The sequence below is a fragment of the Ardenticatena maritima genome, from assembly GCF_001306175.1.
GTDB classification, from domain to species: domain Bacteria; phylum Chloroflexota; class Anaerolineae; order Ardenticatenales; family Ardenticatenaceae; genus Ardenticatena; species Ardenticatena maritima.
Genome location: NZ_LGKN01000004.1, coordinates 111,125 through 137,277 on the forward strand (window position 1 = coordinate 111,125; position 26,153 = coordinate 137,277).

At 54.4% G+C, this 26,153-nt stretch carries 19 protein-coding genes; 2 read left to right on the forward strand and 17 right to left on the reverse strand.

Annotation, left to right across the window (positions count from 1 at the left end):
• The first annotated feature begins 45 nt into the window (after positions 1-45).
• A complete protein-coding gene (locus SE16_RS05325) occupies positions 46-2,598 on the forward strand; it encodes an ATP-dependent Clp protease ATP-binding subunit (RefSeq protein WP_082374105.1) in 2,553 nt (850 codons plus the stop codon).
• Between the two features lie 46 nt (positions 2,599-2,644).
• Here SE16_RS05325 and SE16_RS05330 read toward each other — a convergent pair whose 3' ends face one another.
• The 16 genes from SE16_RS05330 to SE16_RS05395 form a co-directional block, all read right to left on the reverse strand.
• Positions 2,645-3,733, reverse strand: a complete 1,089-nt coding sequence (locus SE16_RS05330) for an O-antigen ligase family protein (protein WP_160316948.1) — start codon at positions 3,731-3,733, stop codon at positions 2,645-2,647.
• 165 nt (positions 3,734-3,898) lie between these two features.
• Complete coding sequence (locus tag SE16_RS05335) at positions 3,899-4,930, reverse strand: nucleotidyltransferase family protein (protein WP_054492358.1); 1,032 nt, start codon at positions 4,928-4,930, stop codon at positions 3,899-3,901.
• Positions 4,931-5,031: 101 nt separating this feature from the next.
• Positions 5,032-6,111 (reverse strand): sugar transferase, encoded by a 1,080-nt coding sequence (locus SE16_RS05340; RefSeq protein WP_161804513.1) that lies wholly within the window; start codon positions 6,109-6,111, stop codon positions 5,032-5,034.
• Positions 5,997-6,443: a hypothetical protein gene (locus tag SE16_RS16155; protein WP_054492360.1), complete on the reverse strand. Its 447-nt coding sequence runs from the start codon at positions 6,441-6,443 to the stop codon at positions 5,997-5,999. The genes SE16_RS05340 and SE16_RS16155 overlap by 115 nt, the downstream gene beginning before the upstream one ends.
• A gap of 111 nt (positions 6,444-6,554) precedes the next feature.
• Positions 6,555-7,553: an NAD-dependent epimerase/dehydratase family protein gene (locus tag SE16_RS05350; RefSeq protein WP_054492361.1), complete on the reverse strand. Its 999-nt coding sequence runs from the start codon at positions 7,551-7,553 to the stop codon at positions 6,555-6,557.
• A gap of 39 nt (positions 7,554-7,592) precedes the next feature.
• Positions 7,593-8,357 carry a WecB/TagA/CpsF family glycosyltransferase gene (locus SE16_RS05355; RefSeq protein ID WP_054492362.1) on the reverse strand — a complete coding sequence of 255 codons (765 nt, stop codon included), beginning with the start codon at positions 8,355-8,357 and terminating at the stop codon, positions 7,593-7,595.
• A gap of 86 nt (positions 8,358-8,443) precedes the next feature.
• Positions 8,444-9,622, reverse strand: a complete 1,179-nt coding sequence (locus tag SE16_RS05360) for a glycosyltransferase family 4 protein (protein ID WP_054492363.1) — start codon at positions 9,620-9,622, stop codon at positions 8,444-8,446.
• A complete protein-coding gene (locus SE16_RS15345) occupies positions 9,615-10,595 on the reverse strand; it encodes a sulfotransferase family protein (RefSeq protein ID WP_082381975.1) in 981 nt (326 codons plus the stop codon). The genes SE16_RS05360 and SE16_RS15345 overlap by 8 nt, the downstream gene beginning before the upstream one ends.
• Positions 10,585-11,319, reverse strand: a complete 735-nt coding sequence (locus tag SE16_RS15715; protein WP_152918055.1) for a hypothetical protein — start codon at positions 11,317-11,319, stop codon at positions 10,585-10,587. The genes SE16_RS15345 and SE16_RS15715 overlap by 11 nt, the downstream gene beginning before the upstream one ends.
• Positions 11,312-12,094: a sulfotransferase domain-containing protein gene (locus SE16_RS15350; RefSeq protein ID WP_082381976.1), complete on the reverse strand. Its 783-nt coding sequence runs from the start codon at positions 12,092-12,094 to the stop codon at positions 11,312-11,314. Before SE16_RS15350 ends, SE16_RS15715 begins: the two co-directional genes overlap by 8 nt.
• 488 nt (positions 12,095-12,582) lie before the next feature.
• Positions 12,583-13,002: a hypothetical protein gene (locus tag SE16_RS15720; protein WP_152968815.1), complete on the reverse strand. Its 420-nt coding sequence runs from the start codon at positions 13,000-13,002 to the stop codon at positions 12,583-12,585.
• A complete protein-coding gene (locus SE16_RS05375; protein ID WP_054493539.1) occupies positions 12,986-14,380 on the reverse strand; it encodes an O-antigen ligase family protein in 1,395 nt (464 codons plus the stop codon). Before SE16_RS05375 ends, SE16_RS15720 begins: the two co-directional genes overlap by 17 nt.
• Positions 14,381-14,431: 51 nt before the next feature.
• Positions 14,432-15,775 (reverse strand): lipopolysaccharide biosynthesis protein, encoded by a 1,344-nt coding sequence (locus tag SE16_RS05380; RefSeq protein ID WP_054493538.1) that lies wholly within the window; start codon positions 15,773-15,775, stop codon positions 14,432-14,434.
• Positions 15,776-15,813: 38 nt separating this feature from the next.
• Positions 15,814-17,535 carry a polysaccharide biosynthesis tyrosine autokinase gene (locus SE16_RS05385; protein WP_054493537.1) on the reverse strand — a complete coding sequence of 574 codons (1,722 nt, stop codon included), beginning with the start codon at positions 17,533-17,535 and terminating at the stop codon, positions 15,814-15,816.
• Positions 17,536-17,757: 222 nt separating this feature from the next.
• Positions 17,758-18,789: a cytochrome d ubiquinol oxidase subunit II gene (locus SE16_RS05390; RefSeq protein ID WP_054493536.1), complete on the reverse strand. Its 1,032-nt coding sequence runs from the start codon at positions 18,787-18,789 to the stop codon at positions 17,758-17,760.
• A 10-nt stretch (positions 18,790-18,799) separates the two neighbouring features.
• Entirely contained in the window at positions 18,800-20,113 is a 1,314-nt protein-coding gene (locus tag SE16_RS05395; RefSeq protein ID WP_054493535.1) for a cytochrome ubiquinol oxidase subunit I, read from the reverse strand.
• Between the two features lie 237 nt (positions 20,114-20,350).
• Between SE16_RS05395 and SE16_RS05400 the strand changes: the two genes are divergently transcribed.
• Positions 20,351-25,249: a lamin tail domain-containing protein gene (locus SE16_RS05400; RefSeq protein ID WP_082374330.1), complete on the forward strand. Its 4,899-nt coding sequence runs from the start codon at positions 20,351-20,353 to the stop codon at positions 25,247-25,249.
• 71 nt (positions 25,250-25,320) lie between these two features.
• Here SE16_RS05400 and SE16_RS05405 read toward each other — a convergent pair whose 3' ends face one another.
• Positions 25,321-26,151 carry an FAD binding domain-containing protein gene (locus SE16_RS05405; RefSeq protein WP_060687319.1) on the reverse strand — a complete coding sequence of 277 codons (831 nt, stop codon included), beginning with the start codon at positions 26,149-26,151 and terminating at the stop codon, positions 25,321-25,323.
• Positions 26,152-26,153 lie beyond the last annotated feature (2 nt).

The window sequence follows — 26,153 nt, forward strand, 5'->3', positions numbered from 1 at the left end:
CAACCGGCATCTGTAGAGTAGGACGTAAACAAGAAAGGTGTAACTATGGCCAACAAATTTGATCGTTTCACCAAAAAGGCACGCCGTGTGCTCTCGCTCGCGCAGGAAGAAGCGCAAGCGTTGAATCACGGCTATATCGGCACCGAGCATTTATTGCTTGGGCTGGTCCGCGAGGGCGATGGCGTGGCAGCCCGCGTGCTGAAAGACCTTGGCGTGGATTTGCCGAAAGTGCGGCAAGCCGTCGAGGATATTGTCGGGCGCGGTAAACGCACCACTGTTGGCCGCATTGGTTTGACGCCGCGCACCAAGCGCGTCATCGAACTGGCGGTTGACGAAGCGCGTCGGTTGGGGCACCACTACATCGGCACGGAACATTTGCTGTTGGGGCTCGCCCGCGAAGGGAATGGCATTGCAGCCGATGTGCTGGCCAGCCTGGGCGTGAGCCTGGACGCGGTGCGCCGCCGCACGCTGGAAATGATGAAGCAGGAACCGCCACCCCAACAGGCACGCACACCTTCCAGCACGCCACAACAGACCAAAACGCCGTTGATGGACCAGTTGGGCGTGGATCTGACCGAGGAAGCGCGCCAGGGCAAGCTTGATCCGGTCATTGGGCGGCAGCAAGAAATTGAGCGCGTGATTCAGATTTTGAGCCGCCGCACCAAAAACAATCCCGCCCTCATTGGTGAGCCTGGTGTTGGTAAAACGGCGATTGTGGAAGGCTTAGCGCAGCGTATCGTCAATGGCGATGTTCCAGAGACATTGCGCAACAAGCGCCTCTGGATGCTCGATGTCGGTTCACTCGTAGCCGGCACGATTTATCGCGGGCAGTTTGAAGAGCGCCTGAAGCGTGTGATTGATGAATTGAAGAACAGCGAAGCCATCCTGTTCATTGATGAAGTGCACATGCTTGTCGGCGCGGGTGCCGCCGGCAGTGCGGTAGACGCCGCCAACATTCTCAAGCCAGCGCTGGCGCGTGGCGAGCTGCAAGTCATCGGCGCCACCACGCTTGATGAATACCGCAAGTACATTGAAAGTGACGCCGCGCTGGAACGCCGCTTCCAGCCCGTGATGGTGGAAGAACCGACCATCGAGGAAACCATCGAAATTCTGCGCGGTATCAAGGAACGCTATGAGGAGCACCACGGGCTGATTATCAGCGATGAAGCCATCAAAGCCGCTGCGCATCTCTCAGCCCGCTACGTGCCCGACCGCTACTTGCCGGATAAAGCCATTGACCTGATTGACGAAGCCGCCAGCCGTGTGCGCATGTACAAAGCGCCGCAAGTGAGCGGCTTGCGCGAAACGTATCGCCAGTTGAGCGATATCCAGCGCGAAAAAGAGGAAGCCTTTGCCGAACGGCGCTACCAGGAAGCCGCTGAGCTCCGCAACCGCGAGCTCGAATTGCAACGGCAAATCGAAGAGATGCAAAAGAACCAATGGGGCGAAGAGCAGCCCGTTGTGACCAAGGAAGACATCGCCGAAGTCATTTCGATGTGGACGGGTATCCCCGTTTCGCACATGGCGGAAGAAGAGTCGCAACGGTTGCTGCACATGGAAGAAGAGCTGCATGCCCGCGTCATCGGGCAGGAAGAAGCCATCAAAGCGCTGGCGAAGGCGGTACGGCGTGCCCGCGCCGGGCTGAAAGACCCCAAGCGCCCCATCGGCTCGTTCATGTTCCTGGGGCCCACCGGCGTAGGGAAGACTGAGCTGGCGAAGGCGCTCGCCGAATTTATGTTCGGCAGTGAAGAGGCGCTCATCAAACTGGACATGAGCGAGTTCATGGAGCGCCACAACGTGAGCCGCCTGGTCGGTTCGCCGCCGGGCTACGTTGGCTACGAAGAAGGCGGCCAATTGACCGAAGCGGTGCGCCGTCGCCCGTACAGTGTGGTGCTCTTCGACGAAATCGAAAAGGCGCACCCCGAAGCGTTCAACATGCTGTTGCAAATTCTGGAAGACGGCAACCTGACGGACGCCAAAGGGCGGCGCGTTGACTTCCGCAACACCATTATCCTGATGACGTCGAACGTCGGGGCTGATTTGCTCAACCGCCAGGCGGCGTTGGGCTTCCGCAAGCCTGGTGAAGCGGACGAGATGAAGAGCGAATACGAGGCGATGAAAGAAAAGGTGCTGGATGAGCTGAAGCGCCGCTTCCGCCCCGAGTTCCTGAACCGCCTGGATGGCGTCATCGTCTTCCGGCCGCTGGTGCGCGACGAAATCAAGCAGATCGTGGATATCCAGTTGCGCAACCTGCACAGCCTGCTGGCCGAGCAAGAACTGGCGCTTGAACTGACCGACGCGGCCAAGAATTTGCTGGCCGAAAAGGGCTACGATCCGCACTTCGGTGCGCGCCCGCTGCGCCGCGTCATTCAAGAATTGGTGATTGACCCGATTAGCGAAGGATTGCTGGCAGGCGAATACCAGCCACGCGACCTTATCATCGTGGACAAAGCGCCCGATGAAGAGAAGCTGGTTTTCCGTCGCGAGCCAGGCGGCGCCACGGAGTTGCTCGTCAGCGATGAGGATATTGACGAAATCGAGCGACTCTTCGATACGGATGAGAATGAGCCCGGCGATATGCCCGAGGCGGAGCAGTAAGGCCGAACGCAAAGCGCGCTAGGCTGAATGCAAGAAAACACCCCCGCTACGTAGCGGGGGTGTTTTGCTGTGGCGCAAATAGCCAAGCGGCTATGAGAATGCCCCACACCATCCACACAAAAACGCCGGCACGCACCATCCCCCAGAGTGCGGCATCAAATATGCCTTGTGTAACAAACGCAAGAAGACTCGCCAAGCCCCCAACACCGACAGCGCGCACTACCCCATCCGAGTGACGCGCCATATGCAGACAACACCAGCCAAGCGTTCCAAGCATGATTGTCCATGCAATCACGCCGACCACGCCCAAGTCAAGGGCAACTTGCAGAAAGATATTGTGCGCATGCGGCCAGGAATAGATGAAGACATCATCGGCAATTACTGTGCGCATCACCTCGTGAAATGTTCCCATGCCAACCCCCGTCAACGGGAATAATCGCGCTAATGCAAACGAGCGTTGCCAAATCTCCCAACGGGCATCAAGCCCCCACTGCAAGGGATCATGCTCACCTGGTACGGACGCCCCCAACAATGCATCTGAAAAAAGAATGGCGCGCCCTGAGTCAGTCGTGATCAACCAAAAGCCGGCCAGACAAGCAACGACCAAGAGCATACGTGTCCACTTGCTGTGCCAGAGCAACAAGAGCAGTCCAGCCACGCCAACGCCAAGCCAAGCCCCACGTGAGGGCACAACCCAAAGACCAAACGCCATTGCGGCACATCCCAATACATAGAGCAAGATTTCAAGCCATGACAGAGATGCCCGCGCAAAGAACAACAGAGCCAAACCCAAAGGCAACGTAATCGCGATCAAAGCTCCCATGACATTGTGGTGAATAAACCCGCGCAAAGGATCAAGGGCGGCTATCTCCCACATCAAACGAGCACCGTTCGCCGTTATCGGGCTTGTCAGCGCAAGCGCAGCAATCCCCACCCATATTCCTGCAAACAACAACCGCAGGTCCTGGGGGCGTTGCACCGCATACACGACTGAAAAGAACAAAGCAATACCCCCAAGCAATCGCCATACCTGTTCAAGCGTGGTTGCCCATTGTGTCGTCACCGCGAGGGTGATGGGCGTCATCAGGACGAACGCCAGCAGGGGGAAGTCAAGCGGTGTGTGACGCCAGGCCATACGCCTCCGGAGAGCCGCATACACGAGAAGCGAGCCAACAAATATGAGTGGGGCGACAGGCAGAAAACGCGGTTTGACAAAGCCCAAAGCCACACTTCCAGAAACAAGGAAGAGCGTCACCCACCACCAGGTTTTGGTCAACGTACTTGCGTTGTTCCGCATGGTTCACAAGCGTTCCGCATTGGTTGCTAAATCCCAAAAATGCTTCAAGCGCGCCTTCCAAATCCCCCGCCATGTCTCTGCTTCATACCGCGCCATCGCCCAATGTTTGTCTGGCCAAAAGGTATGGCGCAAAAACCGCACAACATCTTGTGGACGATCAACAAGGAGATACAGAAGCAAGAAACGCCGAAATGGGCGAGCGTCGGCTGGAGATAGCACCGCATGCTCTGGATGCAACAATTGCAAAAGGGAACGACGCGCCTTCCCTGGCTGGAGTTGGGTCAAAACATCTTGTGGAACAGGCGAGTCAAAAACATGCTTGGTGAGCCCCAATACCAACCAGACCACTGTCTGAATACGCCAAGCCCGTGCGTCACGCACAATTTGATCCCAGTTGAGATGCGGATATTGCGCCAGAACATGCAAATCCAACAAAGCGCGAACGCCAAAATGTCCCAAGCGATGGTTGACCGCAAAATGAATGGCGGCATAGAGCAACATATCTTCAAACGCCAGAATAGAAACTGGAAAGCCGGCAACTTCGACCTGTTGCCGCCGCGCCCATACCGCCGCAAAATCAATCTCTGTCGTCAAACGCACCCATTCGCCCCGCGCCAAAGGCCAATGCAGCTCAACGGGAAAAAGATGCTGTCCGGGCGGCGCGAGTTTCAATTCACCCCCGAACATGCGTGTGAAAGCCGGCGGCGTTGCAGGGGAAGGAACAACTCTGTATCCACGAGTGTGGAAGCGTTCAACAAGCAGATTCCATGTCTCAAAAGGTACCAAAAGATCAATATCTGACATTTCACGGGCAGCTGGTTCGGGATAAAGCGTGTACGCCAATGCAACGCCTTTTAACACAGCATGCTCCACATCCTGCACCAGCGGCAATACCTGGTGCAATTGTGCTTCCAGCAATGCCGCATGCCCAAGTGAGGTGTAGTAGGCTTGTTTGAGAGAGGTTGCGTCTTCTCGCCGCAACGCTAATCGCGTCTGTGTAAGATACAAATATGCTTCAATACCTTGTTTCACCATGTGCTCGCCTTGGCGTTTCTTGTCAATAAAAAAGCACGAAGCCACTTATTTGTACCTGTGCTGGTGACTTCGTGCAAAATGTGTGTATGCTTCCATTGCGTTCAGTATGCCCCTTTTCCAAACAGAACAATCCAAACCGTTCTCCACAGAATTTTTAAATCAAGCCAAAACGAATAGTTCTGTACGTAAAACAAATCATCTTCGGTATGCAAATGCATGGGCTTATCAGAGCGCCCATTGACTTGCCACCAACCAGTAATCCCTTGCGGCACACAAAAACGTTTACGTTGCCAGGGTTCGTACTGTTCGACCAACCAGGGTAATTCCGGGCGTGGCCCCACCAGACTCATCTCGCCTTTGAGGACATTGAATAGCTGCGGCAATTCATCCAGGCTTGTGCGGCGCAAAAATCGTCCAACACGGGTGACACGAGGATCGTCACGTTTTTTGTGAATAATTTTGCCATCCTCGGTTACTTCGTTGACCAGCGCTTGCATCTTCTCAGCACCGACAACCATCGTTCGGAATTTGTACATGGTAAACAGGCGGCCATTTTCCCCCACTCGTACTTGCCGAAAGAGAATGGGACCTGGTGAGTCCAGTTTGATCGCCAGCGCAATAAGCCCCATAACGGGGAGTGCCATCAGTGTAGCAAGCCCGCCCGCACTTAAATCAAAGATGCGTTTGAGCATGCGTTGGTACTCATTCAGAGCAGGCGCACGCACATTGATCATGGGAATGCCCGCAAACTCCTCAACAGACGCGCGGTACAAGGCGAGTGAAAAATAATCGGGAACAATGAGAGTATGTACGGGCAATTCATGCAGTGTCACAACCAACATCTCAACTTTTTCATACGCACGGCGTGGAAGTGTAATAACAACTTCTTCTATATCGTATTTTTGAACCACGCGAGCAACATCGTCTAACGTCCCCAAAATGGGTGCTTCAACATGTTGCTGTTTCTCAACACAATCATCAAGATAACCCACAAAGCGCAAGCCCGTCCATGCGTATTTATCAATCATCTGCGCGACTTGTTGGCCCATCTGCCCCGCACCGACAATCAGCACGCGGCGCTCTTTGGGGGGCAGTTTGCGAATGCGCCAGAGCACACGCATTCCAACCCGCCAGGCCAGCAAAAAACGAAAACCAGGATGACAAAGGTGCCAAAAAGCCACCGCGAGAGTGAGCGTTCGGTCAAATAGAGCAAGCCGGCAAAACACAATGCCGCCAGCAAAATCCCAAAAGCAACACGGGAAAATTCATCCACGGCTTTATAGGTATGGCGTGGGTCATATGCAGAGACAATCAACAAGACGCCAACCCACACTAATGGAGCAAGTCCATAGACGAAAGCCGGCACCTGGCCTTCCGGATGCGGAGTGACGAATGGGAAATAAGTATGCAATGAAGGGCGCACGAGCGCCGCTACCATAAACGCTACGACGACAAAGACGGCATCCAGCACCATTGATAAAATAGCGAAATCGGTACTATAGCGGCGCAACATCGGAGACTCCTCCTTCCTCCAACAAACGACACAACAACCAGCGGGGAAAGGCGCTCGTCAAGATGATGGGAAACTCATCTTGACGAGCACATACCAAAAGCTATCGTTTGGTTAGACCGAGGCAGACGAGATATCCATCTCACGCGCGAGTTTCTGGCGCACCTGTTCCTCAATCCAGGCATAAGTGCGCGCTAAACCTTCTTCAAGCGAAATTTGAGGCTCCCATCCCAGGACCTCGCGCAAGCGCGTATTGTCGGAGTTGCGCCCGCGAACGCCTTGCGGCCCCGGCACATGCTTCTTCACAATCTCAATACCCGCGATATTGGCGATGATATCGGCCAACTCATTGATCGTCACCATACGATCTTGCCCAATATTGAGAGGCTGATGGTAGTCACTCTGCATCAAGCGATACACACCCTCTACGAGGTCGTCAACATAGCAGAAGGAACGGGTTTGCTCACCATCCCCCCAGATCTCCACTTCAGGGTTCCCGGTCAATTTTGTGATCGCAATTTTACGGCACAATGCCGCAGGCGCTTTTTCCTTGCCACCTTCCCACGTTCCCAAAGGTCCAAAAATATTGTGGAAACGTGCCACATAGGTTTTGAACCCATAATCTTCATAGTAATACTGGCAGAGTTTTTCCATGAAAAGTTTTTCCCATCCATATCCCTCTTCGGGATCAGCGGGGTAAGCGTCTTCCTCACGCAAGGGCGTCAAATCCGGGTCTTGCTGGCGATATTGCGGATAAATGCACGCCGACGAGGAGAAGAAGAATTTTTCAGCCCCATTACGACGCGCGGCTTCGAGCATATGGACATTAATCATTGCACTATTGCTCGCAATAACCGCATGGTATGCTGTAATGTAGCCAATGCCCCCCATATCTGCCGCAAGGTGATAGACGTGATCAACGCCGCGGGTTGCCAGCAGGCAGTTATCCCAGCGGCGCAAATCCAGCACCTCGAATTCATCCGCCGGGCTAGGTTCAAATTCAGGCTCTTTGATGTCCACCCCGCGCACCCAATAGCCTTTTTGCTTCAGATACTTGACCAGGTGATGCCCAATGAATCCACCGGCCCCCGTTACAAGCACTCTGGTTTGCATGAAAAACCTCCTCCTTGCTTCTGTTGACAACAACACCATTCACACCGATTGTGAACGGATTCCCAACTCTTCCTGCAAAACCCACCAGGCGAATTTACTGCCGCCCAGCAAATAACGCCGCCACAATCTGCGTGGTTCACTCAACAAACGGTGCAACCATTGCAAACCATGTTCACGCATCCATGTCGGTGCCTCCTTCGTGCGCCCACTCAAAATGTCAAAAGCGGCGCCTACACCCAGCAAGACGGGGACATTCAAACGGTCACGGTGCTCATACATCCAGCGTTCCTGTTTGGGCGTACTGATCCCAACCCACAAGACATCAGGTTGCGCGGCGTGAATATGCTCAATGACGGCTGCGTCTTCCTCAGGTGTGAGTGGGCGAAACGGCGGGGAATACATCCCAACAACATTGACATCATACCGCGCATGCAGCACTTCGGCCAACTGTTCGGGAACGCCTGGAAGCCCACCGTACAGATAATGGCGATACCGAGAGCCGGTTTGCTCGCAAAAGGTAGCCATCAATTCGGGGCCATACACACGCCGTTTCAAAGCGTACCCCCGCCGGCGACCGAGCCATACAAGGGGCATCCCATCCGGCACAACCAAATCGGCAGCGTTGAGGACCTGGCGAAAGGTCTCATCTTCTTGGGCGACAGTGACCCCGTGCATTCCTGTGACAGCCACATAATGGCACCGCTCGCGTGCAGCAATCCATGTTTCCATAAGGGCTATGACATCGGGGATTTGTACCGCATGTACACGCACACCTAACACCGAGTACGATGGAGGGCTTTCCATAAAACGACTCCTGCTCAATCAAAGTTGTACAAATAAACGATGAAGGAAACCTTTTTTAGGGGTAAAAGATACCCGAGACAATGCGATTATACCAGCGCCATTTGTCGCGCTTGGGCGTAAATATCCATCAACAACGCATAGTTTCGCTCTGCTGTGTATTTCTCCTCATACGCTCGACGCGCTTCGCGTCCCATCTCTGCCAGTTTCTCGGAGTGCGTCCAGGCCCATTCAACCGTGACCGCCAGGTCTTCCGGGTCATTCGGGTTGAAGAGAAGGCCCGTGCGCCCATCCTCTACAATCTCAGCTATCGCGCCAAGCCGCGAGGCAATGACGGGCAACCCGCAGGCGAAGGCTTCAGCAACCGACACCGGAAAGTTCTCATAACATTCTGATGGAAACACCAAGACCCGCGCTTTCTGCATCAGACAGAAAACGTCTTCTCTCGCTTTTCGTCCCAGCACCTCCACCTCTGTAAGTCCTTCGCGCCCGATGAACGCTTCAACCTCCGCCCGCAGCGGTCCATCCCCCACAATCTTGAGGGGCACGTCCTTGAGCATTCGCCAGGCGCGAAGGAGCGTGTGCATTCCCTTTTCCGGCGAGAGTCGCCCCACAAAGAGGGCGTAATTCCCTTCATGGCGTCCCACACCGGGATCCGGGTCCACGAAGTTCGGCTTGACGACGATCTTCTCAGCTGGCAGGCCGCCTTCAATAAACTTCCGCCGGGCGAAGTCGGTGAGAGCAATGTAGATATCCACTTGCTCGCTCCACGTCTTCATCGCTCGATGGACCATGAGCATGGCCGCTACCACCGAGGTCTGGAGGCGCGAACCTCGCCAACAGCCGTGCATCACACTGGGCCAGGGAGCCGTCCGACCTACGCACTCTTCACAAACGCGCCCCTCCCGCATCAGCAACGCTCCGGGGCAGATGAGGCGATAGTTGTGCAGCGTTTGCACCACCGGCACCCCCTCCTCCTGGCAGGCGTAGTAGGCCGCCGGGGAGATCATCAAAAAGGTGTTATGGAAGTGGGCCACGTCGGGCTTTCTCTCCCGGATGAGCCGCCGCATCTTTTCCTGCGTCTCCCCAGACCAAACCGCATTTCGTACAGCCTGGAGCGGGTTCATCCCGCTGAGCCGCGCGTTGTCCTCCACGAAGGGAATGACCTCGTGGCCCATCCGCTCCAGCAGGGCTATCTCCGTCTCGAAGACGGCATCCTCACCGCCGGGTTGGAGGTAGTGGTTGTGGATGAGACATACTCTAAGCATATCCGTACTTTTCTCGAAGTAGGTAAAGCGATTTCCGTAAATCCTCAGGCAGACTTTCGGGTATGTTACTCACCTTTCTCGGAGCACTTATTCCTTGCAAAACAGGGCTCAAACGGTCCGACCATTCCAAGCCACAAAATTCTAATACACTATTTAAGACCAAGTAAGGATGATTTGTTAATTCTTCATAATAAATTCTAAAATATCGGTTGGTACCTTTTATTTGCTGAATATCTTGATCGATAATCTCAAGTGTCCTCCGAATTTGAAGCACAGATTGAACCTCATTTGAGGATTGTAAAAATTCACGCCAACCAGGAACTTTTACCCCCCAGAACTTCTCTTGGCTTCTATTTTTGGCCTGAACAAGGGATAAAAAATTAGTTATAGGGTCACGAATCACATGCAAGAAAATAGCGTCCTCGAAAACAGAGTTTAGAAAACGTATCTTTAAACTAAGACCCGGTTGCTTAAAAAGCAAGCGAGATTTTTTGCTAAATGCCAGTCGAACACGCAAATCTCGATATATAAACTTTCGCAAACTGTCCGTCGCATCCATCTCTGTGAAATAATCATCATCTACGATATAATTGTCCTCTGATCCCCAGTTAAATATTCTCCTCCAATAAGGCAAACATTCTGAGGGGGGTATCATACCTCGAGAGCGAGAAATTGCTCGAGGGATTGCCACATAATTTTGATCTGGCATAAAGAACGAAATGCCCCTCCGGATGAAGCATGAAAGAAGAGGGCAATCAGGGATAATGGAATCAAGTCGTGAAAGCCAATAAAAGTCTGGATGATTTGCAAGCAGACTATAAACCAACGTGGTCCCCGAACGTTCCACTCCAATAATGAAGATGGGACGTTCAATTTTCTGGCTGCGCCATCGGGGCGACAAGAGAATGGAGATCGACCTGTCAATGGGACGCAAAACGACATTTAGAATCTGCAACGCACTCTTAGAAAGCATTGAGTGCTATCTCCAACTTACAAATTAGCCTCGCCTTTTGCAAAAGCACTTTGGCCATAGGATTATCAAGTTCGGATTTCTTTCTAGCCTTTAATTCTTCACGCATCCAAGATGGCCTACCCTCCGTTGTTTCTGTGACCTTACCCTTTTTCCTGTCTTTCATATCCATATCTTCCACCAGAGCAAAGGCCCTTTGTATATTTTCCTCAGTGTGTTCAAAAGGGACAAATCTCGTTCCAAATCTCTCATTGGTTTGAACAATAACCTGACCAAAATTTGACACCACCTCTTCAAATGGCGCAACTATGAATCCAGTTCGATATTGAGTAATTGTTTGATAGAAAGAGATATAACCGCGTAACGCCCACACTATATCCATATCTGGTCTTCTTATAAGTCTCGACACTATGGCATCCTCAGGTTTTCGGATCAGCACAACGGTTGGAATACCCCACTGCACAGCTCGTATTACCTGCGCAGGCACATGCAAATGATGCGCCACTTTTACTGGTCTCTCCTGTGCCAGAAGAAACGCCGCCACCGCGAAAGTATTCGCCGAGCGCGGGTAGCCTTCAATGACGATTTCTGTGTCCTTTGACACTATAAGATCTCTTCTACTTGGCCGCAGGCGTTGAAGGGTAAAGTAGAATGCTGGTTTCTCAGCTAATGCGGCTCTGAGCGTAAAGCGAAAATTTGTTATGATCTTGCCAAGTGGTTCATTCATAACCATATCTTTGCATTAAGTCCCCACAAGTCTCCAGAAACAGGTTATAAAGATCGCCCTGCAGGTATTTGCGCCATTCACCTGTCGCCCCCTTCCGAAAAGTGGGGCTGGCACTGGAAATAATTTGCTCAGATATACTCGCAATCTGATGCTGGGTTAAGGTAAGACCAAGATACGCAAAGAGATTTTCGATCAAGCACAATCTCTGTTCAGGATCAACAAACTCTTCAAAACGTGATATAGGAAACTCTGTATTAAGCCACCCCTCAAACCACTCCAAAGTTTGCTTCATAGATGGATACCCACGTTTAGTATCTCCTATAATAGCATGATATAACCGTTTTTCTAGAGTAAGATCCTTTGCATATGGATAATAATAATGCTTTCTATTGCGAACCACATAAAATGCCCGTGATACGACAATATCTCGAGGGTCACGAATAACCACAATAGGTTTTACATTAGTATTTCTCAACATATCGTAAAATGCTTCGGTATAATGCAGATGTGTGATCAAAACATGACCAGGCTTTAATCTTCGTAGGAGTGTATCCAGTCCTCCATAACTCTCTAGATTCTTCGAATGCACCGTGCGGACAAAAGGGCGATATAAATTAGGATGTAAACATAAAACACGCTCAATCAGATGGGTACCCGCCTTGGGCACACTGATTACGATAATTTTAGGAATATTTTTATTAGAAACTCGCGCTACAATCTTCCTCGGAGTAAGTCCAAACCGATGAAAATCCCAAATAATTTTTTTTAAATCCATTTTATTCTACCTTTCTCGCTTTATAATCATATTTAGATAATAGCGGTCCGCAAAACAGCAGAGCCGCTATCTGCCAAAAAATATTCATTCTTTTTACCTTCCTAGGTTGAATATCTATAAATCTAAAAGCATGCATCTTTGCGGGATTTCCCGCGAGGGAATGTTGAATTCGTGTGAGTTGAAATCGATGCGCACTCTCAGAGAGCAAAGACGTACATCTTTTTGTATCTTCATTTACAAATAATACCACATCCTGTAATCGCTGTAACGGATTGTGAACAAAATCTTCATATCGCAAACGCATATATTTTTCTGATTTCGCGAACAAGGCTTCCGTAAAGATATTATATTATAGGCAATCCACTCCATCATTGTTCGAAAAGGAAATCTTGCCCGCAGATAATCCTTCCGACGAGACCAACTGCCAATAACATCTCTAGCATCTCGGACCAAGTGCAAAATATACACATCCACTCCCGGCACCTGACTCATCGCCGTCGCCAAAAAACAGGGTGTTTTGAAGTATCAATAAAGACTCTGGCGCCTGTATCCCTTGCCATTTCAAAGTATAATTTCTCTACAACATTTAAAAATTCTTTCAAATTCGCTTGACCTGTTAATTGAGAGCCAAGCATTAGATTTGGCAATGTGAGCAATCGAAGACGTTTCGTTGACCAGAGACACAGCTCGCGCGGAATGCTATTAATATACCGAGCCCAAAACTCACACATCTCTGGCGTTGCACCACAACTGCAAGGCAAGTTTCGTTTTTGCATTCTTTCATTGAAGAGGTAGCGAACCTCTCCTAAATTCACAAATCCGTCAATTTCACCAAGCAATTGGCCAAGGATCGTACTGCCAGAACGTCCACTACCTGCAATATAAAGCACCTTAATTGTCTTCTGCATTCAAATCCATCCTTTGCATCAAAGTGGCTATTGTGACTAAAACAAAAGTGGGAGCAATAACTATAGAATAGTGCAATGTATTGTCAGTCAGTGCAGAAATAAGCACCATAGCGACTGACAATGTACTAGCCATACCCCATTTTTGAACTACCTTCAATTCAGCCCTTTCCCATAATTTCCACTGCCGAATAAACAAAGCAATCCACGCACAACAAACCAACAACAAACCGAACAATCCTGCATCATGGAAAACCTGTAGATACTCATTATGCGGGTGGTACTCAGAAACATTCTTATCAACAAAAAGTTGTGCCGTAACAACCCGGGCCGTTCCTATGCCGCGCCCGATCATTGGCTCTTGTAGAGCTGATGAAAAAACTGTTGGCCAAATAACATTTCTACCTGCTGTGTTTACCCCTCTCAATCCCATAGAAGGATCCCAAGCATCCGTAAAAAAGAACCGTTGCTGGAGTAAGGGAAAATTCATTACAGCATAAAAGAAGAATGCCATTGTAACAGATGCAGCAAACAAGACCTTCCACTTCTGCCGTAGGTTTACCCTACTCAAACCCAATTGCAACAAACCTAAGAAGATGACCATTCGTCCCAAAGTGAAAAAAATAGTTCCCAGAGAGATCAAACTAAAGATTCGACCTCGTATTCTCTCAGAGTCATACCGCCAATTCCCCAGAGCAAGAGAAAGGACAATAAGCAAATATAAAGGTGTTCCTCGTGCAGACCCAATTAATTCACCACGTGGGCCTCGCGATGTCATTTCTGCGAACCCGGTACTCAACGCTACACCATACAGAACGACAGGAATCAACGCACTAAAGAGAAAAGCCTTCTCAACACGCTCGACATTGTGTAAAAATACTCGCCGGTTTCTTCCCAAAGCGACAGGCACAAACAGTCCAAATACAATCGGCATACTATACCACAGGATATCTTTCAGTCCCGCAAAACCTGTAGGAGTTATTATCCATCGAATGATCATCCAAAGTGAAAAGAATATGAAAGGCCATAAATATCCAAACACTTGGACTTCTTTGATGTGCATAAGTAAGAAAAAAACAATAAGAACGGTAATGCCCAGCCACAGAAAACCCGAGAGTGTGAGCGTCGTATTTCCAAAAGGAAGATTCACTTCCCGGAAGGCGGAAGCAGAAGATGAAACAACAAAGACAAGATAAAAAAGCCAAATCGGTCGCCAAAGGACCAAAAAGAATGCTATTGTCACAAGTAAGGCAAAAAACACAAATAGCCCAACTTCATTTAACATACCGATCAATGCACCAACAGCCACGCTGATGGTTATAACAAATACAAGCGCCATTTGAATTTTTGACACATTGCGATAAGCAACACTAAATGACATCAGCCACCTCTTTAATGAAAGGTGTAAATAAATCCTTTCTGCATAACAAATCTAAAAGTGAAACGCTAAACTATTAATTCCCAAGCGACGTAGAACACGCCACCAAAGCAAACCGTTCCAGGCAGCCATGCTTACTGCCGTCGCAACGGCGGCACCCAAAATCCCCCATAGCGGTACCAGTACAAAATTAAGCAGCAGGTTCAGAACAGCAGCAAGGCCTATCCAAAGCACCGTTTCTCGCTCATGACCCGTCATATTGAGCAAAAACGCCACCGATCCCGCCGCTGAGTTGACCATCTGCCCGCCTAACAAAACCAATAATGGGAAATATGATGCGTCAAACTCAGCCCCAAAAACAAACCGAAAAAACGGCCGCCCCACCAATACAAACATGGCTGTCAACAATATATTGAATACCAGCACGACTCTGGCACTCTGAGTAACCAGACGCTGCAGCCGTTCCTTTTCGCCACGCGCCCAGAGTTCGGCAAACCGAGGAGCCACCACCATATTAATAGCCTGCAGCCCAAAAGACGTGAGCGCCGCGACTTGTGTAGCAACCCTATACCGTCCTACAGATCCAGGCGTTTCAAATATCCCAAGAACAACCGTGCTTGCCTGATTATTCACTACATTGAAACCACTCATAAGGGCAAAGATTACACTGCTGAAAAGCCAGCCATGTGTATCAACCGAAGGAGAAACGTGCTTGACTTCTTGAGGAGTATAGCGCCACAACAACCAAGCCGCTCCCACCAAAGCCAACAAAGCAGCCATGGCCTGCAAAGCCATGGCTATCGGCGCAGATATACGTTGACCAACGACCAACACGTTCACAGCAATCAAGACAAGAAACATACCAGGACGTAGCACAAACTCCGGTAGCTGACCAGCAACAATCCGCTTCAGCCCACGTAAAGCAGCGCCGCGCAGATTACCAAGCGCCATCAATGGCACCAGCGCCAACGCCCAAGCCATGGTTTGCCCCGCAGGCGTATCGAGGCCTCCCTGCCAGAGAACAAGCAACGGGCCGGCAATGAGAATCACCGCCAGGGAAAGCCCTGTTACAACGCGCCCTGCCCATTGCCAGACCCCCTTCACAACCTCCGGACGGCCACTTGCTAAGCCCTTGGCTGTCTCCCGGATGACCAAGTTCGGTAACCCAGCCGTGACCGGCATAGCAAGCAACATAACCAATGCGTAAGCATATGCATAGATACCATACCCTTCCGCACCGAGCACTCTGGCGAGAAAAACTGTAGAAATAAAAGTCAAGCCAGCATAGGATGCTTTGAGGACAAAACTCCATACAGTTTCTTGCGCCAAAGGCGAACGCAACAAACGCACAACAACAATGCGTTGCCGTGAAAACGCCGCTTGCATCTTGTGATTCATACCATTCAACGATTTGTGCTCGTGTTCAACGCTGACAACTACGATTTTACATTCACAAACGATAGCAAGCGTGCCATTACACCTTTCCGCGAAGCATCCGCCCGGCGCCGCTTTCGTTCGGGGCGTGTTCCATCACCACCTGATCCATCATCATGGTGATAGTATTGACTGTAGGCATAGTAATAGTAGCCGCCATCACGGGCTGTCAAGTCATTCACGACGACACCCAGAATACGTGCCTCAGCATAACGCAACTGCTCAATCGCACGTTGCAACGCCTGTCGGTGGGTCACATTCATACGTGTGACCAATAAAACACCATCGCTCATTCGAGCAAGCAAAGCCGGATCAGCAACAACAAGCACGGGGGGCGTATCAAGAATCACGATATCAGCAAACGTCATCAACTCATCCAGCAACTCCTGCATTCGGCGCGACCCGACCACTTCAGCAGGATTGGGGGGAAGTGGGCCTGACGGCAAGACCCAGAGTGTTTGGCCGCCGCCCGCATCAACACGCTGCAAGAAGCGGTCTACGGCAATCTCGGGATGCATCAATGCAGATGTCAATCCCTGGGCGTTCGATAATTGAAACAGGCGATGCACCAAGGGCTTACGCAGATCGGCATCCACCAGCACCACTTTGCGCCCGGCTTGCGCCATCACCAACGCCAGGTTAGCCGCCGTCGTGGTCTTTCCTTCGCCTGGCTCGCTACTCGTCACCACCAATGAATGCAACGGGGACTGGACCTCGGCAAACTGCAAGTTTGTGCGCACGACACGATACGCTTCACTTACCGGGGCACGCGGCTGCTCACGCGCGACCAACACGCCATCGCCATTTGTGCCTTCGATATGAGCAATCGCGCCAATCATCGGCAATCCGGTTAGGCGCTCGATCACTTCAGGAGACCGCACCCGATCATCCAACACCTCGATAAGCACTACCACAGCCCCAACAGCCACCAGCGCCAACACCCCGCCCAAGAGCGTGTTCAACAAGACACGTGGGCGTACAGGGCGCTCCGGCGGTGTTGCGGGGTCTATCACTACAATAGAATCAACCGCCTGGGCTTCCGCCAGGCGAACTTCCTCATAACTGCGCAACAAAGTGGTATAGGCGGCTTGCTGCTGCGTCAACAACGTTTGCAATTGCTGCTGGCGTGTCTGTTCAGCTTCCGTCTCGGGCGTTCCCAGCGCATCCAATTGCTGTTGCAGCTGTTCAATTTCAGCCTGGACACGCTCCATCTGCGCTTGCAAGTTGGCCTTGGATTCGGCAAAACGTTCCGTCTGAACACGGCGCATATAGGCGCTGAAAACACGCACGACTTCATTCGCAATCGTCGCCGCCAATTCTGGATCAGGATGTTCAACAGCGACAACCAACAATTGCGTATCCTGCCCAGGTGAAACCGAAATCTTTGCCTCTTCCAGTGCTTCTTCACCCACAGTCTCCGCCACCAGATCCAGGACGGCGTCGCTCTTCATAATTTCGGCATACGTCTTCACAAGCCGTTCACCAATGACGATATCTCGATAAATGTCGTTCAAGTCACTGGAAGAGGATTGGGAGACCAAAATGCGGGCTTCGGCGCGATAAATCGGCTGTTGAAACTGGCTTGCGATGTAGGCGGCCACCGCACCAAGCAGAAGCGCCAGGACGAACGCCCACCACCACCGTCGAATAAGAAGCCAATACTGCCGCAAATCAATGGTGTCCTCATCGGTGAGCATATCCGGGGGCACAAGGGGTGTGTTCATAAGAAGCAACGTCTCCTCTCAACCTTGGTTTGCTACTGACGGCATGATCAGCCCCAATAGTTTACGTTGTCTGCGTCTGCACAAGAGGCGTCATCGCTTGGACAACGAGGAATACATCAAGGGCTTTCGTCCTTTTTACAAGCGACCTTTGTCCACTGCATTTGGCGGAGAGGAGTGTACAATAGCCCTACTTGTTTTGTCAAATGCCATTCCACAACCGATCTACTGCGGCGCTCGCTGCCTGACGGCTAACGTATGCTGCTTGAAGACCCAATACAGATACCCAAATGACGGAATCAGCACCACTGAGCCAAGAATCAACGCAATCAATAAAGGTCGCAAGACGGTATCCGGAGCGGCGCTGTTGGCAATCGTCATGTCCGGCACGAGCAACGCCGGATATTGCGCCAACCCCCACCCCGTCATGATAGCCACCGCCTGCGTGGCGGCGCTGATGCGCGCCAATGTGTAGCGCCGCCGCCAAAGCGCCAGAAGCGCCAACAGAGCGGCCACGCCCGTCACCAGGTGAAAGGGCTGCGCCAGCGGGCTATGCACCAAACGGTCGTACACCGTCAATGTCTCGTGCTGCGCCCACCACAACGTCACCCACGCGCCAACACCTAATGCCACCCCAAGCCCAAGCGCCAATTTGCGCAACCACTCACGGATGCCCACATCCTCCGTTTCCAGCAGAAGGTAAACCGATGCCAGATAGGCAAACAAAGTTGCGGCAAAGCCCCCCACCAAAAACGGGAAGAGCGCCCACCAGCCTTCCACAAAGCCAACCTGCACCAGGCCGGTCTGCGGCTCGACACGAATACGCCCGGAAGCCACAGCGCCCACGACGACGCCAAAGGTCACTGGTGTGAGCAGACTCGACCACATGAAGACACGCTGCCACCAATAACGCGCGCGCGATGTTTCTTCATCGTACTGGGCGAAAACAAACGCCGCCCCGCGCAAGACAATACCAATCAACATCAACGTCAAAGGAATATGCAAGGCGGTGGTGACGGCTGCAAAGACCTTGGGAAACGCCACGAAAAGCAGCACGATCGCCACGATTAACCACACGTGGTTGGCTTCCCAAATGGGGGCGAGGGCGTGAAACACCAACTCGCGGATTGCTTCACGCCGGGGTCCACGCGCCAACAACGCCACAATCCCACCCCCAAAATCTGCGCCGCCGGTCAAGACATAAATCACCAAGGCGCCAAACATGAACAAAGCGACCCAAAAGGCCAGTGTCCCCATACCAAACTCCTTACGCTTCTTCTGGCTCGATGACCGGACTGGCGAAGACAAATTTCGCCATGAGGTAGACAACGCTGATGCCCAATACAATGTAGAGGAGGGTGAAGGTCAGGAAGGGAATCACCAGGTTGGGCATGGATGTGACCGCGTCAGCGGTGCGCATATACCCATACACAATCCAGGGTTGCCGCCCCACTTCCGTCACCGTCCAGCCAAACTCGATGGCGAGAAAGCCCATCGGCGCACTCAGCACCAGCAATTTGAGATACCACGGCTGGTCGGGCAGACGATTGCGCCGCCACGCCAGCCACGCCCCTAACAGTCCAATCAACATCATGGCGATGCCCAGCCCCACCATGGCCTGAAACGCCAGGTGTGTGATAAGCACAGGTGGACGATCTTCCCGCGGCACCTCTTTCAAGCCCATCACTTCCGCGTGGGGGTCGTTATACGCCAGAATGCTGAGCGCATACGGTATTTCCAGCGCAAAACGCGTCACTTCGGCCTCTTCATCCGGGATGCCCCCGATGCGCAACGGTGCGCCCCGTTCCGTCTCCCATTGGGCTTCCATCGCCGCCAGTTTGATGGGCTGGTGCCGCGCGACATGCTTGGCGCTGATATCACCACTGAGCGGCTGGATGAGCGCGGCAAGCGTGCCCACCGTCAGCGCGATGGCAATCGCCTTGCGGTGAAAGTCATTGCGCGGTTGGCGCAACAACAAAAAAGCGTGTACACCCGCCACACCAAACCCCACCGCCTGAAACGCCGCAATGGTCATATGCAGGGTTTGCGAAAACGCCGCCGGGTTGAACATAGCCGCCCACGGGTCAATGTTGACCACTTCGCCATTGACAATCTCAAAACCGGCAGGCGTGTTCATCCAGGCATTCGCCGTGACCACGAAAATACCCGAAACGGTTCCGCTCAACCAGACCAGCACCCCCGCCAACCAATGCGCTTTTTCAGGCACGCGATTCCAGCCATAGAGGTAGATGCCCAGAAAAATGGCTTCGGTGAAGAAGGCGAACCCTTCCAACGAAAAGGGCATGCCAATAATCGGGCCGGCATAGGCCATGAAAGTGGGCCACAACAGCCCCAATTCAAACGAGAGCACTGTTCCCGAAACGGCGCCAACGGCAAACATGATAGCCGTGCCGCGCGCCCAGCGTTTCACCAAGGTCAAATACACTTCGCGGCGTGTACGTAACCACAAGGCTTCGGCGATGACCATGAGCAGGGGCATACCAATGCCGATGACAGCAAAGATGATGTGAAACGCCAACGACATCGCCATTTGCGAACGGGCTGCGAACAAATCACTCATAGACACCTCACCAGGATTGTTTGGAACGCCGCAGAGTATAGCCGGAACCAGCCGGGCAATGCGCGCCGAATGTCATGGGCGCGAGGGTGTCATTTGTCACAGAACAGAAAGATGTGAACATCAATGAATGTTTACACGCCCTTGATTGACCGCTTACCTGAACCATTGTAGAGTACACTCGCCCGACCACTTCCCGCAACAATTCAGTGTTTTTTGAACGAACAAGGAGGTTTTGGTATGACCACGGATGGTTGTTCGCTCCGTCCATTTTGGAGGAGCACAGTGGTGTTGCTCCTCACATTCAGTCTGCTTGTGGTGTTCATTTTTGTGCCCGCGCTCTGGGTGACGCGCACCACAGTGGCGCACGCCGCACCAGAAGGAGGGGCGCTCATTGTTATCAACGAGTTTTCGGTGAAAAGCACCGACTGGGTAGAACTGTATAACACCACAGCCGTCACACAAAGCGTTGCTGGCTGGTATGTCAGCGATACGGGCTGTGGTTCACCAACCACCACAATGACGGGGACGATTGCCCCTAATGACTTCCGCGTCTTGACTGTTTCGGATGCGGGCGGCAATTTCAATTTCAGCAGCACCGCCGAGGTCATCAGCCTTTGTGACAATGCACACAACGAGGTTGACCGGGTGGCATATGGGATCGACGGCGGCGCTCCCGTGCCTCCGAGCAACGGTGCCTTTATCTACTCAACCGCCCGCGTGGCAGATGGTCAGGATACGGACAATGACGCCGCCGACTGGAATCTTGACTCAACGCCCACGCCTGGGACGCCGAATGATGCGCCCGGTACCGCATTAGGAAGTAGCCTGCTCATCAATGAAATTGATGTGTACCCCGATAGCGGCAATGACATCATCGAACTCTACAACCCCACGACAACGCCGATAACCATCACAGGTTGGTGGGTGAGCGACGGCGACGAAGTCGCCCAAGTCGTTGGAACAGTTGTCGTAGAGCCGGGAAGTGTCGTGGCGCTGGAAGTAGGGGTGGACCTCCAGGATGAGGGAACCACGGGCTTGAACTTCACCAGCTCGGACGTGGCCTACCTCTTCGATGAAAACCGCGTGCGTGTGGACCAACTGGGGTGGAACGGCGAATTTGAAAACGGCTGTTTCGCCCGCGTGCCCGACGGCGCCGGTCCCAACGACGGCTACGACTGGCTTTCGTCGGGGGGCGGCGCAACGCTGCTCGATCTGCCCTGCTCGTTGGGCGCGATCAACGGCGGTCCGGTTGTCATCAATGAGTTTGCGCCCAAGGGAACAGAGTGGGTCGAACTCTACAACCGCTCGCCCCTGACGCAGACGCTCACCGGCTGGTATCTCACAGATACGGCCTGCACCGGCGCAACGAGCCTCATCACCGATACCACGCCAATCGCCCCCGGCGGCTTCTTCACCGTGACGAATGGCGCGCCCGGCGACAACTTCGCATTGAGCAACAACGGCGACACCTTGCTGCTCTGCATGGCTGACAACACCCTTGCCGACAGCGTCGCCTATGGCAACAGTGGCGGCGCACCTCTCGCATCCTCGACCGGCGCCGGCGATGCCTCGATTGCGCGTGTGAGCGACGGAGTACGCACCGGCGACGATGCCGCCGACTGGAACGTGGACAAGACGCCCACCCGAGGCACGTCAAACGATGTGGCGGGTGTTGCGCTCGGTTCGTCGGTCGTCATCAATGAGATCGACACGGTTCCCACCAGCGGGAATGACCACCTCGAACTCTACAACCCCACCACAACCCCCATCACGGTGACCGGCTGGTGGGTGAGCGACGGCAACGATTGGGCGGTCATCACATCCAACATCGTGATTCCGCCGGGCGGCTTTGCCCTGCTGGAAGAGAACGTGGACTGGCAACCCGAAGATTTCGGCGTTGATTTTGGCAGCACGGACGTGGCGTATCTCTTCGACGACTCATTTGTGCGCATTGACCAGATCGGCTGGAACGGCGAAGCCGAGGATGAATGTTTCGCCCGCGTGCCCGACGGCGCCGGCCCCAACGACGGCTACGACTGGCTTTCGTCGGGTGGTGGGAGCACCTGGCTCGACCAGACCTGCACGCTGGGCAGCACCAACGTGCTTTCGACGCCGGGCGCTGCGCTGGCGGTGAGCAAGGCAACGCGCGGGCTGGCCGTCATCGGCGAAGCGCACACCTTCACCATCACACTCACCACCGGCGCGAACGATGCGCCCAACGTGGTGCTGACCGACACGCTCCCCGTCAGCACAACCTACGTCGCCGACAACAGCGGCGTCACGCCGACAATGGCCGCGCCGGGCGTCTATGTCTGGAACTTCGGCACCGTTCCGATGAGCACCACCATCACCTTCAACCTCACGGTGACGATTGACGCCAACGTTGCCGCCGGCACGGTGCTCACCAACACGGTTGAAGTCGCTTCGGACCTGGCGGGGGATGACCCGGCCGATAACGTCGCGACAGCCACTACGACCGCCTGGCCGCTGGTCACCATCCAGCAAATCCAGCAAGTCACCGACCCCGCCACCAGCGACGCTTCCCCACTGGTCGGGCAAAGTGTGTGGGTGGAAGGTATCGTCACGAGCGAACCCGGCGACATTGACACGCCCAGCCGTATTATGGTCATTCAAGATGCAGCCGGCGGTCCATGGAGCGGGTTGGTGCTCTTCCGCTCGGCCGGCTTCGACCCCACCCAATTCCCCGTGGGCACGAAGGTACGCGCCTTCGGTACGGTGACGGAGTACTACGGACTGACGGAGTTGACGACAACGCTTGCCGAACCGATGGGCACAGCGACGCCACCCGCGCCGCAGGTGCTCAACACCGGCGCCTTCAATGACGCCGACCCCGCCGTTTCGGAGCAATGGGAAGGCGTGCTGGTTGAATTCCAAAACGCCACCGTCACCGACGCCGACCTTGGATTTGGCGAATGGCAGTTTGACGACGGCAGCGGTCCCACCCGCGCCGACGACCTGGGCGAAAAAGACGGCGACTTGACCTATCTGCCGACGCTGGGCGACACCTACGGCTACATCCGCGGTATCGCCTGGTACTCGTTCGGCAACTACAAACTGGAACCGCGCAGTGATGACGATATCCGCGTGGTGCAAACCACGCCCATCGTGGTGAAGCAGGCGCCGCTGAACGTCGCGCCGAACAGTGTGTTCACCTACACCATCACCATCACCAACGAATTGGGCTACGACCTGACCGGCGTGGTGATTACCGACCGCATCCCGACCGCCAACGCGGCGCTGGCGACCGTCTTGGACGGCGGCACACTCAGCAACGGCGTCATTTCGTGGAACGTGGGCACTGTTGCCGACATGAGCAGCGTGAGCGTGCGCTTCGTGATGACGGCGACGGGCGCAATGGGCAGCGTCATCACAAACGACGCCTACGGCGTGGTCGCCGCCAACTTCATCACCCCCACGCTGGGCGCGCCCGTGCTCACCACCATCGGCGACTACACGCCCATCTACACCATCCAGGGCAACGATTTCCTCTCGCCCTTCCGCGGCATGCCGGTGAAGACGCGCGGCGTGGTGGTTGGCTTCTTCGAGGGCAACTACCCAGGGAGCGGCAGTTTCAACGGCTTCTTCATCCAGGATGAAACCGGCGACGGCGACCCCGCCACGTCGGACGGTATTTTCGTCCACGTTGGCACCGATACGGTCTCGCCCACGTTGAAGATTGGCGATGTGGTGACGGTCACGGGCACGGTTGAAGAGTTCATCGAATGGGACGACAACGCCTGCCCCGATACCGAGTGCATCACGCAAATCCGCACCAGCATGGCCAACGTGCAGGTTGCCGGTGTGGGCAGTGTCATGCCGACCGTTCTCACGCCGGTGGGCGACCCTGTGGCGTCCGAAGCCTACTGGGAATCGCTGGAAGGCATGCTCGTCACCGCGCCCAACACGCAAACCGTCACCGGTCCCACCAGTTTCGGCGCGATTTATGTCATCCCCGGCAGTGAAGGTGTGGAACGCGCCTTGCGCAACACACCGCAAGAAGGCATGCCGGTTGGCGTGCGCCACTACGAACGCTACGGCAACATCAACGGCGCCGACGCCCCCAGCCTCATCGTGGGGAGCGTGGTGACAGACGTGGCGGGACCGCTGGGCTTCTCCTATGGCGACTACATGGTCATCACCCAGCCCGGAAAACCGTGGCAGGTGGTGAGCGCCAAGCCCTTGCCGGATACACCGCCCTCGTGGTCGCCGCCCACGACGGAGACCTTCACCGCCGCTACCTTCAACACGCTCAACTTCGACGCCGCCGACCCGGCTGTGAAGATGACCAAGGTCGTCTCAACCGTGCTGCAACTGGGCGGGCCGACCTTCCTCGCGCTGGAAGAAATTGACAGCACCACCGTCATCACCGACCTCATCAACAACCTGGCGGCACAAGGCATCCCCTACGCATACGCAGCCTCGCATCCGGACGTGGGCGGGCACGGCGTGGCGCTGCTCTGGCGCACCGACCAGGTGACAAACGCCGTCTGGTCTACGCAGTATCAGGCGTGTTCACCCAACGGAAGCACCAGCGCGCCGACCTACGACCCCTATTGCGACGCCGTTCCCGGTGAATATCCGCTCTTCTCGCGTCGTCCGGTGGTATTGACCGCGACGGTGACGCTCAACAGCACTCCCATGGACGTGGTGGTGATTGCCAACCACTTCAAATCCAAACGGGGCGGCGCAGAATCCGACGCACGCCGCCTTGAACAGGGGCAATTCATCGGCAATCTGGCGCAGCAACTCTACAACAACGGTTCGCGCCACATCATCATCATGGGCGACCTGAACGACTTTGAGGATTCGCCGCCGTTGCAAGCCATCTACGCCAGCGGCGTCATCACCAGCACATGGTATCAACTGCCGCCGAACGAACGCTACTCGTACATCTTTGAAGGCGTTTCGCAGGTGCTCGACCATGTGCTCATCTCGAACGACCTGCTGCTGGCGTTGAAGGGCGTCAGCCCATTGCACCTCAACGCCGATTATCCCTTCTCGCCCTACGCCGATTTGCCGGTGGTCTGGCAAGCATCCGACCACGATCCCGTCGTGGCCACCTTCGGCGCGATTCGGCGCATCTACATGCCGCTGCTCTTCAAGAACGCACCCTAAGCGTTTGGCCGGCATGCAAAAGGCCGTGGCATTGTTGCCACGGCCTTTTTTTCTGCCCAGGGGCGCGGCGTTTACGCCCCACACACTACCCGCCGAATGAGCACCGGCAGCACCTCACGGCGATACGCCGCGCTCGCCCAACGGTCATCGGCGAGCGGCACAGCGGCAATCGCCTGCGTTGCCAAGGCTTGCACATGCGCGGGCGTCGCCGGCTCATCCGACAATGCGTCTTCAACAGCGTGCAAGCGCACGGGCAGCGCCCCCACGCCCGAAACGGCCAGCCGCACAGCGGCAATGCGCCCCCCATCCAGGCGAACCGCCCCCGCCACGCTCAGAATTGCGCGGTCGCGCGGCGCGCGCGCCACCCGCTCGCGGCGCACCCGTGTTTCGGCGAGTGGGCGCGGGATATCCACCTGCACCAGCAACCCCCGCCCCAACGCCGTCTCCATCTGCTCGAAGAAGGCCGCCAGGGGCCAGGTTTTCAGTCCATTCATCTGCTGAACGCTCACGCGCGCATCCAGCGCCAGCAACACCGGCGCGATTTCGCTACGTCCCACATCGGTCAGCAACGCCCCCGCCAGCCGTCCCTGCTGGCGCAAGAGGCTGGTCGCTTCCGCGTGCGCAGCTTCCGCCAGCACGCCATCGGCAAACGTGCGCACCTTCTCATCGCGCGCTAGGGCTTCCAGCGTCGCCAGCGCCCCCAGCACCAGGCGGTCCTCCCACTGCTCGATGGCGTCAAAAGGCAACGCGCTGATATCCAGCAAAATGGCGTCTTCGTGCGGCACACCATACGCCATGAGCGCCGTCCCCCCGGCAAGCGGCACCGTGCGCGGTTCTTGCATCAGGCGAAACAGCGCCTCTTCGAGCGATTGTGGACGTTCGTAGGCGCGAACATCAGGCATCT

Coding starts and splice junctions, on each gene's coding strand:
- SE16_RS05325 (WP_082374105.1), top strand. CDS start 46: ATGGCCAACAAATTTGATCGTTTCACCAAAAAGGCACGCCGTGTGCTC.
- SE16_RS05330 (WP_160316948.1), bottom strand. CDS start 3,733: ATGGCCTGGCGTCACACACCGCTTGACTTCCCCCTGCTGGCGTTCGTC.
- SE16_RS05335 (WP_054492358.1), bottom strand. CDS start 4,930: ATGGTGAAACAAGGTATTGAAGCATATTTGTATCTTACACAGACGCGA.
- SE16_RS16155 (WP_054492360.1), bottom strand. CDS start 6,443: ATGTTGCGCCGCTATAGTACCGATTTCGCTATTTTATCAATGGTGCTG.
- SE16_RS05350 (WP_054492361.1), bottom strand. CDS start 7,553: ATGCAAACCAGAGTGCTTGTAACGGGGGCCGGTGGATTCATTGGGCAT.
- SE16_RS05355 (WP_054492362.1), bottom strand. CDS start 8,357: ATGGAAAGCCCTCCATCGTACTCGGTGTTAGGTGTGCGTGTACATGCG.
- SE16_RS05360 (WP_054492363.1), bottom strand. CDS start 9,622: ATGCTTAGAGTATGTCTCATCCACAACCACTACCTCCAACCCGGCGGT.
- SE16_RS15345 (WP_082381975.1), bottom strand. CDS start 10,595: ATGCTTTCTAAGAGTGCGTTGCAGATTCTAAATGTCGTTTTGCGTCCC.
- SE16_RS15715 (WP_152918055.1), bottom strand. CDS start 11,319: ATGAATGAACCACTTGGCAAGATCATAACAAATTTTCGCTTTACGCTC.
- SE16_RS15350 (WP_082381976.1), bottom strand. CDS start 12,094: ATGGATTTAAAAAAAATTATTTGGGATTTTCATCGGTTTGGACTTACT.
- SE16_RS15720 (WP_152968815.1), bottom strand. CDS start 13,002: ATGCAGAAGACAATTAAGGTGCTTTATATTGCAGGTAGTGGACGTTCT.
- SE16_RS05375 (WP_054493539.1), bottom strand. CDS start 14,380: ATGTCATTTAGTGTTGCTTATCGCAATGTGTCAAAAATTCAAATGGCG.
- SE16_RS05380 (WP_054493538.1), bottom strand. CDS start 15,775: ATGAATCACAAGATGCAAGCGGCGTTTTCACGGCAACGCATTGTTGTT.
- SE16_RS05385 (WP_054493537.1), bottom strand. CDS start 17,535: ATGAACACACCCCTTGTGCCCCCGGATATGCTCACCGATGAGGACACC.
- SE16_RS05390 (WP_054493536.1), bottom strand. CDS start 18,789: ATGGGGACACTGGCCTTTTGGGTCGCTTTGTTCATGTTTGGCGCCTTG.
- SE16_RS05395 (WP_054493535.1), bottom strand. CDS start 20,113: ATGAGTGATTTGTTCGCAGCCCGTTCGCAAATGGCGATGTCGTTGGCG.
- SE16_RS05400 (WP_082374330.1), top strand. CDS start 20,351: ATGACCACGGATGGTTGTTCGCTCCGTCCATTTTGGAGGAGCACAGTG.
- SE16_RS05405 (WP_060687319.1), bottom strand. CDS start 26,151: ATGCCTGATGTTCGCGCCTACGAACGTCCACAATCGCTCGAAGAGGCG.